Annotated in this window: 11 protein-coding genes; 6 read left to right on the top strand and 5 right to left on the bottom strand. The window is 33.5% G+C overall.

Annotated features, from left to right (window positions below):
• The 4 genes from AC13CQ_RS06290 (at window position 1) to AC13CQ_RS06275 (ending at window position 5,064) form a co-directional block, all read left to right on the top strand.
• On the top strand, window positions 1-2,637 hold the full coding sequence (locus tag AC13CQ_RS06290; protein WP_335587662.1) for a glycoside hydrolase family 3 C-terminal domain-containing protein: 2,637 nt from the start codon (window positions 1-3) through the stop codon (window positions 2,635-2,637).
• 11 nt (window positions 2,638-2,648) lie between these two features.
• Window positions 2,649-4,067, top strand: coding sequence for an alpha/beta hydrolase fold domain-containing protein (locus tag AC13CQ_RS06285; RefSeq protein ID WP_482882749.1), 1,419 nt, complete (start codon window positions 2,649-2,651; stop codon window positions 4,065-4,067).
• Between the two features lie 31 nt (window positions 4,068-4,098).
• Window positions 4,099-4,323: a hypothetical protein gene (locus AC13CQ_RS06280; protein WP_482882748.1), complete on the top strand. Its 225-nt coding sequence runs from the start codon at window positions 4,099-4,101 to the stop codon at window positions 4,321-4,323.
• A gap of 96 nt (window positions 4,324-4,419) precedes the next feature.
• The gene (locus AC13CQ_RS06275) at window positions 4,420-5,064 is read left to right on the top strand and encodes a 2OG-Fe(II) oxygenase (protein ID WP_337900887.1); all 645 of its coding nucleotides are present in this window, start codon (window positions 4,420-4,422) and stop codon (window positions 5,062-5,064) included.
• Between the two features lie 826 nt (window positions 5,065-5,890).
• Here AC13CQ_RS06275 and dusB read toward each other — a convergent pair.
• The 3 genes from dusB to AC13CQ_RS06260 form a co-directional block, all read right to left on the bottom strand.
• A complete protein-coding gene (gene dusB / locus AC13CQ_RS06270; RefSeq protein WP_008611321.1) occupies window positions 5,891-6,883 on the bottom strand; it encodes a tRNA dihydrouridine synthase DusB in 993 nt (330 codons plus the stop codon).
• 158 nt (window positions 6,884-7,041) lie between these two features.
• On the bottom strand, window positions 7,042-8,238 hold the full coding sequence (locus tag AC13CQ_RS06265) for a C40 family peptidase (RefSeq protein ID WP_474506853.1): 1,197 nt from the start codon (window positions 8,236-8,238) through the stop codon (window positions 7,042-7,044).
• A 139-nt stretch (window positions 8,239-8,377) separates the two neighbouring features.
• On the bottom strand, window positions 8,378-10,720 hold the full coding sequence (locus tag AC13CQ_RS06260) for an outer membrane beta-barrel protein (protein WP_474506854.1): 2,343 nt from the start codon (window positions 10,718-10,720) through the stop codon (window positions 8,378-8,380).
• 244 nt (window positions 10,721-10,964) lie between these two features.
• Between AC13CQ_RS06260 and lepA the strand changes: the two genes are divergently transcribed.
• Complete coding sequence (lepA, locus tag AC13CQ_RS06255) at window positions 10,965-12,761, top strand: translation elongation factor 4 (protein ID WP_335587666.1); 1,797 nt, start codon at window positions 10,965-10,967, stop codon at window positions 12,759-12,761.
• Between the two features lie 63 nt (window positions 12,762-12,824).
• Here lepA and AC13CQ_RS06250 read toward each other — a convergent pair whose 3' ends face one another.
• Both AC13CQ_RS06250 and AC13CQ_RS06245 read right to left on the bottom strand, forming a co-directional pair.
• Entirely contained in the window at window positions 12,825-13,373 is a 549-nt protein-coding gene (locus tag AC13CQ_RS06250; protein WP_008611315.1) for a hypothetical protein, read from the bottom strand.
• Between the two features lie 91 nt (window positions 13,374-13,464).
• Window positions 13,465-15,342 (bottom strand): cation:proton antiporter, encoded by a 1,878-nt coding sequence (locus tag AC13CQ_RS06245; RefSeq protein ID WP_335587667.1) that lies wholly within the window; start codon window positions 15,340-15,342, stop codon window positions 13,465-13,467.
• Between the two features lie 136 nt (window positions 15,343-15,478).
• Here AC13CQ_RS06245 and AC13CQ_RS06240 point away from each other — a divergent pair, with 136 nt between their 5' ends.
• Window positions 15,479-16,339, top strand: coding sequence for an MBL fold metallo-hydrolase (locus tag AC13CQ_RS06240; RefSeq protein WP_474506855.1), 861 nt, complete (start codon window positions 15,479-15,481; stop codon window positions 16,337-16,339).
• The last annotated feature ends 6 nt before the right edge of the window (window positions 16,340-16,345 follow it).

Here is a 16,345-nt window from a genome sequence, read left to right as displayed (position 1 = left end):
ATGAAGCAATTAACTACGATTCTATTTCTTTTTTTAAGTTTTAATTTTTGTTTTTCGCAATCAGAAAAATACCCATTTCAAAATACCGAATTACCTGAAGATGAGCGTGTAAACGATTTAATAAATAGATTAACAGTAGACGAAAAAATAGCGCAATTACTGTATCAATCTCCAGCAATTGAAAGATTAGGAATTCCAGCATACAACTGGTGGAATGAGTCTTTACACGGCGTAGCTCGAGCAGGATATGCAACAGTATTTCCTCAATCTATCACTATTGCAGCCTCTTGGGATGATGAATTGGTTGCTGAGGTTGCAAATGTAATTTCAGATGAAGCGAGAGCAAAACACCATGAGTATCTCCGGAGAGGACAACATGATATTTACCAAGGACTAACTTTTTGGTCGCCTAACATCAATATTTTTAGAGACCCTCGCTGGGGTCGTGGTCATGAAACTTATGGAGAAGATCCATATTTAACAGGAGTTTTAGGAACAGAATATGTAAAAGGATTACAAGGAAACAATGCTAAGTATTTAAAAGTGGTGGCTACCGCAAAACACTTTGCTGTGCATTCGGGACCAGAGCCTCTAAGACATGAGTTTGATGTAGCTCCTTCTCAACGAGATTTGTGGGAAACGTATTTACCAGCTTTCCGAACTTTAGTAAAAGATGGGAATGTGTATTCTATTATGACGGCTTATAATAGAATTTATGGAGAAGCGGCCAGTGCAAGTAATTCTTTATATTCTATTTTAAGAGATAAATGGGGCTTTAATGGTTATGTAGTTTCAGATTGTGGAGCAATTGCAGATATGTGGAAAACACATCATGTAGCTAAAGATGCTGCCGAAGCTTCTGCAATGGCGGTTAAAGAAGGATGCGATTTAAACTGTGGGAATTCCTATGAAAAACTTACAGATGCTCTTCAAGATGGACTTATTACAGAAGCAGATTTAGATGTTGCGCTTCACCGATTGATGCGTGCACGTTTTAAACTTGGAATGTTTGATTCAGATGAAAAAGTACCTTATGCAAAGATTCCTTTTTCAGTAAATAATAATCCAAAACATAAGGTGTTAGCACTTAAAGCGGCTCAAAAAAGTATTGTCTTATTAAAAAATGAGAATGCTATTTTACCATTGTCTAAAAATCTAAAAAATATAGCTGTTATTGGTCCAAATGCCGATAATATACAATCGCTTTGGGGGAATTATAATGGAATGCCAAAAAATCCTGTTACCGTTTTAGAAGGAATAAAAAATAAAGTGGGAGCACAAGTAAATGTACATTTTGAGGAAGGAGCGCCATTAGCAAAAGGAATCCCAACTATGGAAGTAATTCCATCAGCATATTTTTCTACAGAAGACGGAAAGCAAGGTCTTACAGCAGCATATTACAATAGTACAGAATGGAAAGGAGCACCTCTTTTTACTAGGGTAGATCAAGCTGTAAATTTTCAATGGGATATTGATACGCCAGACTCACGTTTAAAAATAGGAAATTATAGCGTGCGTTGGTCGGGTTACATAACACCTCCTAAATCGGGGACGTATTATTTTAGCGATTGGGGAAAGCCATTTATGACGTTTACAATTTCCGATACTATAAAAGGAGGAGGCACGCATGAGCATCATGCGGTTATAAACCCAAAAAATATGTATTTAGAGGAAGGTGAAAAGTATAAAATTGAAATAAGATATAACAATTATTATGGAGATGCTACTGCAAAAATGATGTGGAGTATTCCTACAGAAAACCAACTTGAAAAAGCAGTATTAGCAGCTAATAAATCGGATGTAGTAGTATTGGCTTTAGGGTTAAATGAACGGTTAGAGGGAGAAGAAATGAAGGTAGAAGTAGAAGGATTTGCCGATGGCGATCGTACTAGCTTAAATCTTCCTAAAAAGCAGGTTGAGTTAATGAAGGAAGTAGTTGCTACAGGAAAACCAGTAGTACTTGTATTACTTAATGGAAGCGCATTATCTATTAATTGGGCTTCAGAGAATATTCCTGCTATAATTTCAGCTGGCTACCCAGGGCAAGAAGGTGGAAATGCTATTGCAAATGTATTGTTTGGCGATTATAACCCTGCGGGAAGACTTCCTGTAACTTATTATAAATCGGTTGACGATTTGCCACCTTTTGAAGATTATAATATGGATGGGCGGACGTATAAATATTTTAAAAAAGAACCGCTTTATCCTTTTGGGTATGGATTAAGTTATACAAAATTTAAATATTCAAATCTAGAAATTCCTTTAGAAATAAAAATAAACGAGCCTATAAAAGTTTCCGTTCAAGTTGCTAATGAGGGAGATTTTGATGGCGATGAGGTTGTTCAATTGTATGTAAGAGATGAAGAAGGCTCTACTCCTAGGCCTATTTGTGAATTGGTTGGGTTTAAAAGAATTCATCTAAAAAAAGGTGCTAAGCAGAAGGTAGAATTTACTATTCAGCCTAGGGAGTTAGCAATGATAAATAAGGATGATAAATTTGTAATTGAGCCTGGTTGGTTCTCTATTTCTGTAGGAGGTTCACAACCAAATTTCACAGAAAATAAACATATTAATTCTACAAACACAGTAATCGGAAGGGTTGAAATAAAAGGAAAAACTACCGAATTAGAATTTTAAATAAAACCATTATGTTAAGAAGATACAAGCCATTGTATTTGCTATTGTTTACTATAATTGCTAACTGTTTTATATTACAAGCTCAAGAGAAACCGACTACAATTTATTTAATAGGCGATTCTACGATGGCCGATTATACTGGAGATTATGATCCAGATAAAGACTATATGGAAACCCGGTATCCAGTAACGGGTTGGGGGCAAGTATTCCAACAGTTTTTTGTGGATGATAGCTTGTCTCAAATAAAAAATCTCATTTTTGGAGGTCAGGTAATTGTAGACGATCGTGCTCGTGGAGGAAGAAGTACACGAACTTTTTTTCAGGAAGGACGTTGGAGATCGGTTTTTGAAAATTTACAACCAAATGATATCGTTATTATGCAATTTGGACATAATGATGCAGCTGAGAATAAGCCAGAACGTTATGTAGATATTGAGGGTTATAAAGAGTTTTTACGCTTATATGTATCTCAAACTAGAGAAAAAGGAGGTTTGCCAATTATTTTAACTCCTGTGGCTCGAAATTATCCTTGGGAAAATGGTGTTTTAAAAGATGTTCATGGAGATTATGATATAGCCCCAAAAGAAGTTGCTGAAGAAATGGATGTGAATTTAATCGATTTAAATAAACTATCGCAAGCGTATTTTACTTCTAAAGGAAAAGATTTTGTAACTAAAAACTACTTTATGAATTTACCTGCAGGAAAATATAAAGCATATCCTGAAGGCCAAAATGACAACACTCACTTTCAGCTTAAAGGTGCAGAAGCAATAGCGCAATTGGTTTTTAACGATTTAAAAAGAATTTCTTCAAACACTATAAAACTGAAGCCATATACTATTGAAACTACGTATGAGAAACTAAAAAAACATTATCCAGAGATTAGTCCTATTTCTGAAGATAAATCTTCAGAAATTATAAGTATTGAAAATGTAATTTATAAAACTACGAAGGAGAAAGATTTGACTGCCGATGTTTTTATTCCGAATAAAAAGAAAGAAAATTATCCTGCGGTTTTATTAATTCATGGCGGTGGATGGATTTCTGGGAGTAAAGAAAATCAAAAAGTAATGGCTCAAAAGTTAGCTGAAAATGGCTATGTAGCGGTGTCAATTAATTATACATTGAGTACGGTGGCGCCATATCCGCAAGCTGTTTTAGATATAAAGGATGCATTGAAATGGATGCGAACTCATGGAGATAATTTAAAAATAGATACTGATAAAATAGCTGTTTTAGGAGCTTCTGCAGGCGCGCAACTAGCAACTTTGGTAGGGGTTACTCCAAATAATCCATCTTTTAAAACTTCAAGTACAGTCTCAGATAAGGTTCAGGCGATTGTTAATATTGATGGGATTACTTCTTTTATTCATCCTGAAGCTGAAGAAAGTGAAATAGCAGGAAAATGGTTGGGGGGGTTTAAGAAATGAAAACCCGACAAATTGGAAGTCGGCATCTCCGTTGGAATATGCAGGAGAAGATACCCCACCTATTTTGTTTGTTAATAGTGCCCAGCCTAGATTTCATGCAGGGCGAGACGATATGATTTTAAAGTTAGATGAATATAATATTTATGCTGAAGTGCATACATTACCAGATTCGCCACATTCTTTTTGGTTGATGAATCCATGGTTTCAGCCAACTTTAAAATATACATTGGATTTTCTAAAGAAAACATTGAAGTAAAAAGCGAGGATTTAAAGTGGTTTTTTTACATTAAAAAATTAATTAATACCAATTGAATTAAAGTCTATATTTGCGCACTTTTTTAAATAGCGCATAATGGATGAGTTGTTCGATCAGTTGGAGTTTATTGAAAACCCACTATATGAATCAATTATTGAGGATCTTTTGGAACAACAGTATAGCGTTGTAGATAATTTCTTTTCTGCTGAGGAAGTTTTTTTACTTAGGGCTTCTTTGTTGGATAAATATGAAGAAGACAAGTTTAAAAAGGCAGCTATTGGAAATAAGTTTGAAGAGCAAATAATAAAATCTATCCGTGGGGATTTTGTGCTTTGGATAGATGAAAAAAATAGTAATTCTGCTGAAAAGCTTTTCTTTAATAAAATTAATAGTCTGATTGATTATTTAAATAAAACCTGTTTTTTAGGGATTTTGCATAAAGAATTTCATTATGCAATCTATCCTGAAGGTACTTTTTATAAGCGACATTTAGATACTTTTCAGAACGATGATCGCCGAAAGCTTTCTTTTGTTTGTTATTTAAATGATGAAGATTGGAAGAATGAAAATGGAGGAGAACTTGTTATTTATAAAGATGAGAACGGAGTAGAAGTTCCAAAAAATTTATATCCACTTCCTGGGCGAGTTGTAATTTTTGAAAGTCAGCTATTAGAACATGAGGTAAAAACTGTACTCGCTTCCGAAAGATATAGTATAACAGGTTGGTTGAAGACAAGATGATTTTGTAAACATGTCCTTTCGACTGAAAGGAGAAATCACATTCTTGTTTTTTAATTCAAGAGTATTTTTTGGGATGAGATGTCTCCCTTTAGTCGACATGACTGTTCAAGGATGCTTTTGGTAATGAGAAGTCCCTCTTGGTCGACATGACTGTTCAAGGATGTTTCTGGTAGTGAGATGCCTCCTTTTGGTGGGTATGACTGTGGAGTTTTAGAAAAGAATTTTTATAAATCAAATCATCGAGTCCTTTCGACTGAAAGGAGAAATCGGATTCTTGTTTTTTAATTCAAGAGTATTTTTGGGATGAGATGTCTCCCTTTGGTCGACATGACTGTTCAAGGATGCTTTTTGGTAATGAGAAGTCCCCTTTGGTCGGCATGACTGTTCAAGGATGCTTTTGGTAATGAGATGCCTCCTTTTGGTTAGCATGACTGTGAAGTTTTAGAAAAGAATTTTTATATATCAAATCATCGAGTCCTTTCGACTGAAAGGAGAAATCGCATTCTTGTTTTTTAATTTAAAAGTATTTCTAGGGATGAGATGTCTCCCCTTGGTCGGCATGACTGTTCAAGGATGTTTCTGGTAGTGAGATGCCTCCTTTTGGAGGGCATGACTGTGGAGTTTTAGAAAAGAATTTTTATATATCAAATCATCGAGTCCTTTCGACTGAAAGGAGAAATCACATTCTTGTTTTTTAATTCAAGAGTATTTTTTGGGATGAGATGTCTCCCTTTGGTCGACATGACTGTTCAAGGATGCTTCTGGTAGTGAGATGCCTCCTTTTGGTGGGCATGACTGTGGAGTATGAAACATCTAAAAACATACTTTACACAAACTGAAAATCAGAAAACTTTTCCTCTACTTCATCAAAAGCAGCGAAAACATCTGCAGATTCATCGCTTGTTACCATTTTCATTCGGTATTCTTTAAAGTGTGGAATCCCTTTAAAATAATTGGTATAATGTCTTCTAGTTTCAAAAACACCCAGTTTTTCACCTTTCCAATCTATCGACATTTGAAGGTGTCGGCGAGCGGCTTTTACTCTTTCCTCAATAGTAGGCGGATTTAAATGTTCTCCAGTTTTAAAAAAGTGTTTTACTTCTTTAAAAAACCAAGGGTATCCAATACTAGCTCTCCCAATCATTGCGCCGTCTAATCCGTATTCGTCTCGCATTTTAACGGCCATTTCTGGAGTGTCAACATCTCCATTTCCAAAAACTGGAATGTGCATCCGTTGGTTATTTTTTACTTCAGCAATAGGAGCCCAATTAGCATTTCCTTTGTACATTTGGACACGAGTACGTCCATGAATAGAAATTGCTTTAATTCCAACGTCTTGGAGTCGCTCAGCAACTTCAACAATTTTTATAGAATCGGCATCCCAACCTAAACGAGTTTTTACGGTAATAGGTAAATTGGTGCGCTTTACCATTTCTTCGGTAAGTTTTACCATCAGAGGGATATCTTTTAAAATCCCTGCGCCAGCATTTTTACTAACCACTTTTTTTACTGGACATCCAAAATTGATATCAATAATATCTGGATTTGATTTCTCTACAATATCAATAGCTTGAAGCATAGAGTCGAGTTCTGCTCCAAAAATCTGGATTCCAACAGGGCGTTCCTTCTCGTAGATATCGAGTTTTTGCATACTTTTTGCAGCATCTCGAATAAGACCTTCCGAAGAGATAAATTCGGTATAAACTACATCGGCTCCTTGCTCTTTACACAATGCACGAAATGGAGGATCACTAACATCTTCCATTGGCGCTAGTAAAAGCGGAAATTCTCCAACATCTATCGTTCCAATTTTTGCCACAGTTCTATGTTTTAATGCTGTATAGGTTTTCTAACCTGCGTTTGTTGATTTTGCAAAGATAGGGATTTAAAAAAAACTGCTCAGCAGGATTTTAATCCCCATAGAGGAAGTTTAATTTTTCCAATCTCTCATAAAGGGTTTGATTTATTTAGGTAGGATTAAAAAATATTTTTCTTATCCAAGTAAATAAGCCCTTTAGAATCTTCATTTAAAATACGTTTAGTACGTAAGTAGCGGTTTAGGTTGTATTCATCATAATTATCTGCGTTTTTATCCATACTACTAATATGTACGCTTCCTGCTGAATGAATAAACTCGTTGTTGCCAATCCACATACCAACATGAATAACACGCTCTTTGGTAGAACCTGTTGCTTTTTTTCCAAAGAAAAGTAAATCTCCAGGAATTAGTTTACTAAAATCTTTGGTATCGTCTACTAAAATTCCTTCATTAATTTGTTGGGAAGCATCTCTAGGAATCACCATTCCGTTTAAGAAATATACAGTTTTGGTAAATCCGCTACAGTCCACACCTTTTGGAGAGGTTCCTCCCCATAAATATGGTAAGCCCATGAGGGTTTTAGAGGTTTCTACTAAGCTTTCTTTGGTGTGAGTTAAAGAGTTAATCCACTCTTTGTAAGGTTTAGCTTCGTTCTTTTTAAGATAAGCAACCCTTCCGTCAGGGTATTTTACTTCATAAAAATCATTTTTTTCGTCTAGTAAACTTAAAATATTCCCACCAACGAGATCAGAAATTACTTGTGAGTTGGCATTTGCTTCAGCATAAGAACTTCCTGCGGTAGCGGTAAAAATAATTTTATCTGAAGCTTTCCATGTATTAAATTCTTCTTTATCCATAGGTGTTACGCCTCCATAATCTACCCAAGCAATGTATTTATCTGGGGTTTGGATTAAATACCAGCTTCCTTCTTTCTTAAAAATATTTACGGGCATTCCTAAAGTTCCTTGCGTTACGAGTTCTGCTGAATGCCTTGGATTACCTCTCAAATTTGCTGCAGAAATTGCTATAATTCCTTGAGTTTTTCCTTCTAATTTTTTTGAAGGTAAAATCTCAATGCTATCTACAAAATTGATGTTTTCAGCTTTTAGTTTCCCTTTTAAATCTGCTACGGCGTCTGGTAAATTAGAACTTCCTTTTACCACATAACCATTATTGGATTTAATAGTTTCAATATCAAACATGGCAACCCTTTTATCTGGCGCATATTGTTCTTTTACCGAATTAATTATCGGGTCAACTTTACTTACTTCTTCCTTTTGAGGAGTATCTTTACACGAAATAAATAGTGTAGTAACTCCTAAAAATAAAAGGACATTTTTCTTTATAAAATTCATTTGTCAATATTTATTATTCTTTAAAACGTAGCTAGAATACCTTGAATACTATATTAGTTTTAACTAATTATAAGTAGTTGTTTTATAACCAAAAGTTGGTTAAAAATGCAAAGTAACATAAGATTTCTAAAGAGAAGTGTTAAAATTCTGTTTCTTCTTTTAATCTCTCTTCTTCTTTAAAATCGATATTTCTTTTGTTATCTGCTAATCTAAAGTTTCCAAATTTATAATTAAAGCCAATGGTAAATGTTCTTTGTTCAGGCTTAGCAGTATACCCATTATCTTGGTTTAAATACCTAGTGGTAAGGGGGATGTTATAAGTATTAAATACATCATTTAAATTTATGTTTAGGCTTGCTCTGCCGTTCCATAGTTTTTTACGTAAGCCAAAGTTTGTTTTAAATCGGTCTTTCATCAGGTAATTTCCAATAAAAAATCTAGATACATATTCTAGATATACATCGGCTGATATCGATTTTTCTTTGGAAATGGTAAACGAATTGTATAATTGTCCGAAATAACCAACAGTATTTTGTGTTTGTATAGCATCGTTACTTTCTCTAGCTATAAAAGACATTTCATAGAAAAAACCAGACATATACGTACTTAAAAACCACCATTTAGTAATTGGTCTGTAATGGATAAAATCAATGCTGTATTGGAAAGATTCTTCAATATTAAAAGTAGAATTATAAACTACTTGTGCATTATTCCTCTGAAAAGTTAAATTGTTTAATTCGTTTTTTTCTTGCTGATAATACACTTCAAAAATATAATTTCCATCAAAAGTGTAGTCTAAGGATATTTTATTTTCAATAGAAGGTTTTAAATAAGGGTTTCCAGCTATAAAATTATTTTCATTTAAATAATATCGAAATGGATTTAAACTTTGGTAGCGCGGTCTTGCAATGGCACGCTTGTAGCTTACTCCTATTTCATGCTTTTCCGAAACTTGATGGTGTAAACTGAAAGTAGGAAACAATTCTAAATAATGTTGTTTGTTTATAGTCCCTAGTGCAACAGAATTCCCGATAGCATCTGTGTATTCTCCTCTTAAACCAGCTACTAAAGACCATGAGTCCCAATCTCGTGAGAAATTTGCATAGGAAGCCCAAATCTGTTCGTCGTAATCAAAATGGTCATCTCTGGACGAACTCGGAGTGTAATCTCCATAAAAAGCAATTATATTTCCGCTACTAATAGAAGAGTATTTAGCTCCTAATTCTAAATTATTGGCGCCTAACGGACTAGAAAAGTCTATTTGCCCGGTAAAAATATTGTTTTTCTGACTTGCTTCTGTATCGAAAGCATTGGTGTATTGGTAAGAGTCGTTCTCATCAAAATAATCGGTTGCTAATATTTGGTTTTCTCCTTCGTTATAATAAACATAATTAGTTTGAATATCCAAATGGGTTCCATTTTTGCCAATTTCTCTATTATAAGTTGCGTTTAAGGTAATATTAGTGTTGTCTATATCAATATCGCTATTGGTGTTAAAGCTACTTTCTTTAGTGTCTTCCGCAGATAAAACATCGGTATTGACTTTGTTTTCAATACTTTTACTTGGGTTGTAAATAATGTTGGAAGAAAAGCTCACTTTATTTTTATCATCTAAATTAAAATCTAAAATAGTATTGAAATTATGCGCTTTAGAGCGTGTTGTTTTGTACAAAGAAGTCTCCCATTGGTTGCTTGGTAAATTACCATCAAAAAAATTTACATAACTATCACTTCTTTTATAATCTTTTCTTGGGTTGAAAGAATATCCTGCATAAAAATCTACTACATTATTTTTGTAATAATGACTTGTTCCGAGTGTATATTTAGGAAAAATAGCATCTTCCCATGTCCCATTTACAGCTCCTTTATAACCTATAGAAATGTTTTTTGAGGTAATTATATTAAGTACAGCGCCACCTTCAGCATCGTATTTTGCCGATGGGTTTGTAATTACCTCTATGGAAGCAATATTATTGCCTGCAAAGTTTTCCAAAAGATTTTTCAGTTCTCTATCATCAAGGTAAACTCTCTTATTATTTATATAGACGGTAGTTTTTAAATTTTTTACTGAAATTTTATCATCTAAAGAGATAACTCCAGGAGTTCTTTGTAGAATTTCATAGGTAGATAAAGAGGATAAAGTGGAATTTTCTACCTGAAAAATAAGTCGCCCATTCTTTTTTTCTAGTCGTGGTTTTTGAAAACTTAGGGTTACCTCTTCCAAGTTTTCTATATCATGCTTTAAGATAATAGTATCAGCATTAAAGTTATTATGGACAGTTATATTTTTATAATTATTATGATACCCTATATAAGAAGTTTTTAAAATATAATTTCCTTCTGGGATTTTATTGAGAATGAAAGTTCCATTTTCTTCAGTGGAGGTGCCTGCAATAGATACCGAATCTTTTGCATTTAAAAGCATAACATTTACAAAAGAGAGTGTTCTATTGTTAGAATCTATAGTTTTTCCTTTAACCATAAATTCTTGTGAAAGAAGAGGTTTACAAGTAACTAGCAAAAAAAGGAGTACTAAAACTTGGTTTCGGTGCATGGATTTAGGCGATTTAGGGCTATAAATATAGATTTTTTTTTAAAACCTTATATTTTTAACTGTGTAATTTAGAATTTATAGTTGATATATCTTCAATAAAAAATAATATCTTATTCAAGCGTGTTAAAATAGTTTATATTTGCTGATTGAAAATTTGCATTGATAAACGGCTATGAAGCACATAAGAAACTTTTGTATAATCGCTCATATTGACCACGGGAAAAGTACGTTGGCAGATAGGTTATTAGATTTTACTGGATCTGTTACCGAGCGAGAAAAGAAAGAACAACTTTTAGATAGTATGGATTTAGAGCGTGAACGTGGTATTACCATTAAGAGTCACGCTATTCAAATGGAATACATATATAAAGGAGAAGAATATATTTTAAACTTGATAGATACTCCTGGGCACGTAGATTTCTCGTATGAGGTTTCTCGTTCTATTGCAGCTTGTGAAGGTGCTTTACTGGTTGTAGATGCAGCTCAAAGTATCCAAGCGCAAACAATTTCTAATTTATATTTAGCATTGGAGAATGATCTTGAAATTATTCCAGTGCTTAATAAAGTGGATCTTCCGAGTGCAAATCCAGAAGAAGTAACCGATGATATTGTAGATTTATTAGGTTGTGATGCTGAAGAAGTAATTCCTGCTAGCGCCAAAACAGGTATTGGAATTGAGGAAATTCTTTCTGCAATTATTGAAAGAATTCCACCGCCTAAAGGAAATCCAGAAGAGCCACTTCAAGCTTTAATTTTTGACTCTGTTTATAATCCGTTTAGAGGAGTAGAAACCTATTTTAGAGTTATTAATGGAGAAATTTCAAAAGGGCAAAAGATTAAATTTTTGGCCACTGGAAAAACTTATGATGCCGATGAGGTTGGAACGTTAAAACTTATTCAGCACCCTAAAAAAGTGGTTAAAACTGGAGATGTAGGGTATTTAATTACAGGAATTAAGGATGCTAGAGAGGTAAAAGTGGGAGATACTATTACAGACTCAGCCAATCCAACTAAAAATATGATTGCAGGTTTTGAAAATGTAAAACCTATGGTATTTGCAGGAGTATATCCTGTAGATACAGAAGATTATGAAGAGCTTAGAGGTGCTATGGAAAAACTACAGTTGAATGATGCTTCTTTGGTTTTTACTCCAGAAAGTTCTGCAGCTCTTGGTTTTGGTTTCCGTTGTGGATTCTTAGGAATGCTTCACCTTGAAATTATTCAGGAACGTTTAGAGCGTGAGTTTGATATGACGGTTATTACTACCGTACCAAACGTTAGTTACCATGCCTATACTAAGAAGAACCCAGACGAAAAGATAATATTAAACAATCCATCAGATCTTCCAGACCCTTCAAGTATTGATCGGGTGGAGGAGCCATATATTAAAGCTACAATTATTACAAAAGCCGATTTTGTAGGTCCAGTAATGTCTTTATGTATTGAAAAAAGAGGAATTATTACCAATCAAACTTATTTAACACCAGAACGTGTTGAGCTTTCTTTTGATATGCCTCTTGCAGAAATAGTGTTCGATTTTTATGACCGCTTAAAAACGGTATCAAAAGGATATGCATCATTTGATTATTCGCCTATAGGAATGCGCGAATCTAAATTGGTAAGGGTAGATATTTTATTAAATGCAAACTCTGTAGATGCCCTTTCAGCATTAATTCATGCCGATAATGCTTATAATATTGGTAAGAAAATGGTGGAGAAGTTGAAAGAATTAATTCCAAGACAGCAATTTGATATTCCAATTCAAGCTGCAATTGGGGCTAAAATTATTTCTAGAGAAACGGTTAAAGCATTAAGAAAAGATGTAACTGCAAAATGTTACGGAGGAGATATTTCTCGTAAAAGAAAACTTTTAGAGAAACAGAAAAAAGGTAAAAAGAGAATGCGTCAAGTAGGGAATGTTGAAATTCCTCAACAAGCATTTATGGCGGTATTAAAACTTAACGATTAAACATAAAAAAAGACTGTTAAAAACGGTCTTTTTTTATGTTGTTTATATTTTTAAAAGAGTAGGTTATACTTTTCGGATGTAATAATCGCCTATTTTGTCTACTACAAATTCGTAATCTATATAATTTTCTGCGGAAGGGTTGTAAAATGTAACCGAAAATACTACTTCATTTGTAGTAGAAGCAATTTCATTCAGTTTAAAAGATTGCATAAATGCAGCTTCTAACATAGGGTTGTCTTTTATATTGAAAGTATCTTTTTCAACACGCTTTTTCAGCACAAGATTGTTTTTATAATAAACAGAAAGATCAGAATGAAATTCTTTATAAACAGTTTTATGGATCTCTCCAAGCTTGTTTTTTTCTACTTTAAGAATTTTATCATCTGTAGTATGATATTTTGTATTTACAACAAAATTGTTTGCTAAAGCAGAATCGATTTGAATTTCTGCATAGCCTTCGGGCACTTCTTTAGATGTGTAATTTGTAGTTGCTAGGTATGGATTTTCCCCAAAAAGTTGATTGCCTTTATTACGAAAGCGTGTTTGGTCACAACTAGAAATCCAAATAATAGCAAGTAAGAAAATTATCAGTTTTAAAAAGAGAGTTTTCATGTGTTTGTTTTTTACCATTTTTTAAACGGTCAAATGGAACATCCAAATAATTATTCTGCTGTGTGTCTATAAATGGATATTTCATTATTTTTTAATTGTTATCGGGAGCTTCTTCTTCGTCGGATTTATCGTTTTTAACATCCATTACATCCATTGGTTTTCCTAAATATACCAATTTATTACCTTCAGCTATTTCCATATTACTGGTGTAAGAAGCAATAATATGTAAGTCTTCATTATTGTCTTTTATGAAGATAGGAATGGCATCCTTTTCATTGTTAAGCTTTTCTATCTGCTCCAAGAAATGTTTTTTAGATTCCAATTCAACTTCATTAATTTTAGGATAGTCACGGGCAACTTCACTTAAGTTAATATAATCGTCTTTTTTTGAGAAGAGCAATTCTACCATTTCAATATAATCGCTTTTCATTTCTTCGGTTGTAATTAATCTAAAAGCGCCATTCTCTCCTAATTGATTTTTGAAGCGTTCTATAGCATGTTTATTAACCTCTTCACTTGCAGTTAATGCCATTAGATATCCAATATCGTTGAGTTCGATATTATTAGTTAAATCATCAGAAAAAATATTAGCCTCTTCAGCATCCAAATCCATACCTTTTGCGCGCTCAATATTTTCTTTATTACTATCTATAAGCACAACATGGCGACCGTTTTTTTGAAGATATTTAGCTATAATTCTAGAAATATTAGAAGCTCCAACAATTAAAATACCAGTAGACTCTTTTAAGAAAACTCCAGAAATTTTAGCAAATAATCTGGCTGTTGTTGCGTTAAAAAGTACAGTACCTAATACAATCATAAACACAAGTGGTGTTATGTACTCTGCGCCAGGTTCCCCTTCTAAAACAAGTCGGTTTCCAAATAGAGAAGCAATCCCAGCCGCTACAATACCACGAGGGCCTACCCAACTTATAAATGCTTTTTCGTTTGTTTTTAAACCAGAATTAATGGTACTTAACATAACCCCAATTGGGCGAATTAAAAATACAACGCATCCAAATAAGATGAGTGTATTCCAATTGTAAATTAAATACAAGTCTTGCATATTTATATTTGCAGACAGCAGAATAAAAAGAATGGAAATTAGTAAAACACTTAGCGACTCTTTAAAGTAGAGTAATTCTTTAATATTAGGTAAATCTATATTACCAAGTACCATTCCCATTACCACTACAGAAAGTAGTCCAGATTCATGAGCAAATTGTTCAGATAATACATACACACCAATTACAAAAGAAAGAGAAACTACATTCATTAAAAAATGAGGAATTGCATTTTTCTTAATGGCAAAATAGAGAGCATATGCAAAAGAAAACCCGATTGAAAAGCCTACTACCACTGTTTTTCCAAACTCTACTAAAGCTTGTTGGGTATATTCTGTTCCTTTTCCAACGGATATAAATTCGAAAACCAATACGGCAGCAACCGCTCCAATTGGGTCTATTAAAATACCTTCCCATTTTAAAACTGCAGAAATATCTTTTTTCAGAGGGATATTTCTAAGAATAGGGGTAATTACGGTTGGACCAGTTACAATAATTAAAGCGGCAAATAAGAAAGAAATAGGCCAGCTTAAATTAAAGAGAAAATGAGATGCAAAACCAGCACCTAAAAAAGTAACTATAGTACCTATGGTAATTAGTTTAAAAATTACAGGGCCAACATTTAAAACTTCGTTTCTCTTTAAAGTTAAACCTCCTTCAAAAAGAATTACACTTATGGCTAATGATACAAAGTGAAATAATCCTTCTCCAGGAAATAATCCTTTATCCAATTGCGGGTTCCAGATAGGTTCAATAAGCTTTGTTCCATCTTCCGTAAACAGCGTAGAAAAAGGACCAACAAACATTCCTATCAAGATGAGGGGTAGAATAGCAGGTATTTTAAATCTCCATGCTACCCATTGTGCAATAATCCCCAATATTACAATTCCAGCAAGCTCTATCATAAATTTTTGATTGTACAGCGAATATAACTTCAATAATAGTAAAAAAATGTTAAAAAACATTTAATAAAAGATGTCTTTATGATGAATGTTATTCCCTTTTCTTAATTTGCGGTGCGTTGGAATCATAACATTTTACATGAAGTTATACACAATTGAAACAGGAAATTTCAAATTAGATGGGGGAGCTATGTTTGGAGTAGTGCCAAAATCAATTTGGAATAAAACAAATCCTGCCGATAGTAATAATATGATAGATATTGCCGCTAGGTCTTTATTGATAGAGGATGGCGACAGACTTATCCTTGTCGATACAGGCTTAGGGAATAAACAATCTGATAAGTTTTTTGGGTATTATTACTTGTGGGGAAATGATAATTTGGATGCTTCACTTAAAAAGCACGGTTTTCATCGAGATGATATTACAGATGTTTTTCTTACACATCTTCATTTTGATCATTGTGGCGGTTGTATTCAGTTAAATAAAGAAAAAAACGGCTATGAACCTGCTTTTAAAAACGCACGTTTTTGGAGTAATGAAAACCACTGGCAATGGGCAACAAAGCCTAATGCACGAGAAAAGGCTTCTTTTCTTTCAGAAAACATTCTCCCCATTCAAGAAAGTGGACAATTAAATTTTCTTTCTGTTCCAGAAAACAGATTTTTAAAGAATTCTGAACTCGGTTTTGATATACTTTATGTAGATGGACATACCGATAAACAAATGATTCCGCATATAAAATACCAAGATAAAACCTTAGTTTTTATGGCCGATTTACTTCCAACCGTAGGCCATATTCCGTTACCATATGTAATGGGTTATGATACTAGACCATTACTTACCATAGAAGAGAAAAAAACATTTTTAGAAACAGCTGCAGATAATAATTTTTATTTATTATTAGAGCACGACGCACACAACCAAGTGTGTACACTTCAAAAAACAGAAAAAGGGGTTAGATTGAAAGAAACCTTTTTATTTAACGAATTATTTATTTAAATATTT

It is taken from the genome of Galbibacter sp. L-19 (assembly GCF_056857615.1).
Note: the sequence above shows the minus strand (reverse complement) of the source record. Positions and strands in the feature narration are given on the sequence as shown.

What these genes read in the sequence shown, in the direction of transcription:
- AC13CQ_RS06250 (WP_008611315.1), bottom strand. Translation starts at nt 13,373, where the DNA reads ATGAAAACTCTCTTTTTAAAACTGATAATTTTCTTACTTGCTATTATT.
- AC13CQ_RS06290 (WP_335587662.1), top strand. Translation starts at nt 1, where the DNA reads ATGAAGCAATTAACTACGATTCTATTTCTTTTTTTAAGTTTTAATTTT.
- AC13CQ_RS06275 (WP_337900887.1), top strand. Translation starts at nt 4,420, where the DNA reads ATGGATGAGTTGTTCGATCAGTTGGAGTTTATTGAAAACCCACTATAT.
- AC13CQ_RS06285 (WP_482882749.1), top strand. Translation starts at nt 2,649, where the DNA reads ATGTTAAGAAGATACAAGCCATTGTATTTGCTATTGTTTACTATAATT.
- lepA (WP_335587666.1), top strand. Translation starts at nt 10,965, where the DNA reads ATGAAGCACATAAGAAACTTTTGTATAATCGCTCATATTGACCACGGG.
- AC13CQ_RS06245 (WP_335587667.1), bottom strand. Translation starts at nt 15,342, where the DNA reads ATGATAGAGCTTGCTGGAATTGTAATATTGGGGATTATTGCACAATGG.
- AC13CQ_RS06260 (WP_474506854.1), bottom strand. Translation starts at nt 10,720, where the DNA reads ATGGTTAAAGGAAAAACTATAGATTCTAACAATAGAACACTCTCTTTT.
- AC13CQ_RS06240 (WP_474506855.1), top strand. Translation starts at nt 15,479, where the DNA reads ATGAAGTTATACACAATTGAAACAGGAAATTTCAAATTAGATGGGGGA.
- AC13CQ_RS06265 (WP_474506853.1), bottom strand. Translation starts at nt 8,238, where the DNA reads ATGAATTTTATAAAGAAAAATGTCCTTTTATTTTTAGGAGTTACTACA.